3 protein-coding genes are annotated in these 3,031 nt (G+C 37.1%); all 3 read left to right on the top strand.

The features are described from left to right. Window positions 1–130: 130 nt before the first annotated feature. Complete coding sequence (locus LEP1GSC192_RS16195; protein ID WP_020771074.1) at window positions 131–955, top strand: hypothetical protein; 825 nt, start codon at window positions 131–133, stop codon at window positions 953–955. A gap of 156 nt (window positions 956–1,111) precedes the next feature. Then, the gene (locus LEP1GSC192_RS16190; protein ID WP_157186927.1) at window positions 1,112–1,861 is read left to right on the top strand and encodes a DUF5677 domain-containing protein; all 750 of its coding nucleotides are present in this window, start codon (window positions 1,112–1,114) and stop codon (window positions 1,859–1,861) included. Window positions 1,862–2,049: 188 nt separating this feature from the next. Continuing rightward, a complete protein-coding gene (locus LEP1GSC192_RS16185) occupies window positions 2,050–2,847 on the top strand; it encodes an SH3 domain-containing protein (protein ID WP_020771073.1) in 798 nt (265 codons plus the stop codon). Window positions 2,848–3,031 lie beyond the last annotated feature (184 nt).

Here is a 3,031-nt window from a genome sequence, read left to right as displayed (position 1 = left end):
TTCGGCACATTTCGCTTTGTCACTCGTCTTGCAAAGCAAGCCCCGCGCCAAGTCCTTCGGACTCGCGAAACGTCGTCAAGCCTTGGTCGTTAGTCGCCATGCTCTTTAAATATTTTTTTAAAAGGATAAAATGAAAAAATACACTATTTACGGACTCTTTGCTATAACGATCTTATTTCCAATCGCTATAGTGGGAATTCTTATCTCTCAATGGAATGAACCTACTCTTATTGATTATTCTGAATATATTAACACCACAGGTTATAAGTTTACTGTAGAGAAACTTAGTGATCGAACTTTTTCAAAATACTTTTCTGACGAAATTAATTCTGATTCCAATATAAAGGAATTCATAGTTAAAACGGAAAAATATCTAACAGGGACGGTGAGATACCAGCTTCTCGAATATAATTATACACAGGCATTAGATGATGAGACTTCGGAGAGATACGTCTCTATGGTACTTAAGGGAATTAGAAATGATTCAACGAGTTATCTTGTAAAAATAACTCTTCGCGAGTTGGAAGATGATGAGATAAGTATAGTAGGAATCCATTTCGATGATTTTAATTCTAACTTCGAAGAACAAATAAGTTTATCTTTGCAACCCTTTACTGCAATGCACATAGTCGCTTTAAGCATATCGCTAATTGTTTCTCTACTTGTGATGACTTCAGCATATTTTATTGCTTTCAAAAATCCACCTGAGCGCCAATTGCTTTGGATGGTTCTTAATATGTTTAGTATTACTAAACTTTTCTTTAATTGGTTTACTGCATCTTTTTCATATCAATTGATTTATCTTAGTTTTGTTGGGGTTAGCTTTTCTAAAAATGGAAATACGGGTCCTTGGATTCTTGGGGCAAGTGTGCCGATTTTCTCAATTATTTATTTGATTAGGGTATATAATAAAAAGTCCATGAAAATAGTCTCTTCTAAAGAGCACAGCGACTAACTTCCGGTGCCTCCGCGCCGCTCGGGGCTCACTTCGTGACCCACTCGCTTGGGCTTCGCCACATTTGCTTCCGTCACTTCGTTTGCAGAGCAAACTCGTGCCGTTGCAAACGTCGGAGCACCTCGGTCGTTAGACGCCATAAACAAAATTGATTTTATGAGAGAAACGTTAGATCATTTTTTAAGAACATTAATCAATATAAATCTTAGATCGATAAAGAATGCAAATTTAGTCGTCGGGGATCAAAAATTGATATTGCTCGCAGTGAAATGGAGTTTTATAATAGAATATGCAAATTCCATTATGGTATTATTAAGGACTGAGAATGAACAGCCAATTTTTGGCTTACTCCGATCTATGGTGGAATCCTATGTAGATTTTCGAAATTTAATGACAATCCCTGACTATGAAAAGTCATTAGAAATTGAAAATGCTCAGCAAAGGGAGAAACAGCTAAAGTATAGAGATAGAGCGAGTGAGCATCCGTTAGTTAAAATATTTTTTCCATCAGAATCAGCAATAGATCAAGAAAAACTAGATATTGCGAAGATTAAAAAAGTAGCTACTGAACAGAATATAAAGAGCTTGAAAATAATTGATAAATTTCAAAAAGCTCAGATGGAGCCAGAATATTATACTATTTATTCACATTTATCATCACAAACACATGGAAACCTTTTAAAGTTACTAGATAAAAAGTTTAATGTAAACAATGGTACCGCCAAAATTAGAGTATTTACGGAAGTCGACGATTTAACATTGAGTCCGTTAATTGATATGACTGCTGGCATACTCGCTTCTTGCGTTGAAGCTATAAGTAACTATCGACCTGGGATGCTGAGAACGAACATTCGACGATTAAAGCTAATAGTGAAAACATATCGAGAACGAATTCAAAGTTTTTGAGAATGTTTACGGCGTCTAACTTTCGCCTCAGCCGCAGCGCTTCGGGCTCGCTACGCGACCCTTGCTTGGCCTACGGCACATTTCGCTTTGTCACTCGTCTTGCTAAGCAAGCCTCGCGCCAAGTCCTTCGGACTCGCGAAACGTCGGCTAGGCTTGGTCGTTAGACGAAAGTTGCGCAAAATTTAATTATGAAAATAAAGATTCTAATTTTAGCTCATTTGTTTATATTTCCGCTTTTTTTATTAGCTGAAGAAGTTGTTATTATCGGAGATAAGGTTAATGTTCGGGAAAATCCGAATAAGAATTCAAAAATAATCAATTCTGTTCTCATCGGTGAAACTTTTACAATTTTAGATGAAAGTGGCTCTTTTGAAATTATTAATGCTCGAAAAGCAAAATGGTATAAAATTAGTAATCCTTCCTTTGTAGGTTGGATCTTTGGTGGATATACATCAAAATATACTGAACTTAATGTAAAAGAATTGGCAGCGATTGGAAGGGGAGTGGCAAAAAGGAATCCTAACTTTGCAAAAGAATTATCAATAAAAATCCTTTCTAATCCTAATATTCAATTAGAATATGGGCCAGACTCTATCATGTCTTATGGTGAGGCAAAAATAATTGAGAGAATTGCAGATTGTTACCTAGCTGGGTTTAAAGACTTCGAAGTATCTAGTAAGGAAACTCTGATCAGCAATATTGCCAATGCTGTAAAGGCTAAAGACGCTAAACTCTTATCTACTTTTGGAAATTGTAGTATGAGTGCAGCTATTTGTAATTCAGGTGTATTTCTTGATATGACTAACTCAGCCCTTTCAAACGTGATTCTTGAAAAAATAAGCACCCATAAATTAAAACTTATAACTAAATCGTCGAACTTGCAATATTTAACCGGAGATAAGAGTTTGCAGTTTGAGATTAGTAAAACTGAATCTGGTGGATGGACTTGGACCGGAGCATGCCTTTCTGCAAATATCTTTAATTGATTTTAAGCATATAGGCGCAACCTTCGTCTAACTTTCGGTGCTTCCGCATCGCTGCGGGCTCGCTTCGCGACCCTTGCTCGGGCTACACCACATTTTGCTTTGTCACTCGTCTTGCAGGGCAAGCCTCGTGCCAAGTGCTTCGCACTCGCAAAACGTCGGAACACCTTGGTCGTTATGCGTAATT

The organism is Leptospira sp. B5-022 (genome assembly GCF_000347035.1).
Classification (GTDB): domain Bacteria; phylum Spirochaetota; class Leptospiria; order Leptospirales; family Leptospiraceae; genus Leptospira_B; species Leptospira_B cinconiae.
Note: the sequence above shows the minus strand (reverse complement) of the source record. Positions and strands in the feature narration are given on the sequence as shown.

Excerpts from the sequence above, each read along its gene's own strand:
- LEP1GSC192_RS16195 (WP_020771074.1), top strand. The coding sequence starts at position 131 with ATGAAAAAATACACTATTTACGGACTCTTTGCTATAACGATCTTATTT.
- LEP1GSC192_RS16190 (WP_157186927.1), top strand. The coding sequence starts at position 1,112 with ATGAGAGAAACGTTAGATCATTTTTTAAGAACATTAATCAATATAAAT.
- LEP1GSC192_RS16185 (WP_020771073.1), top strand. The coding sequence starts at position 2,050 with ATGAAAATAAAGATTCTAATTTTAGCTCATTTGTTTATATTTCCGCTT.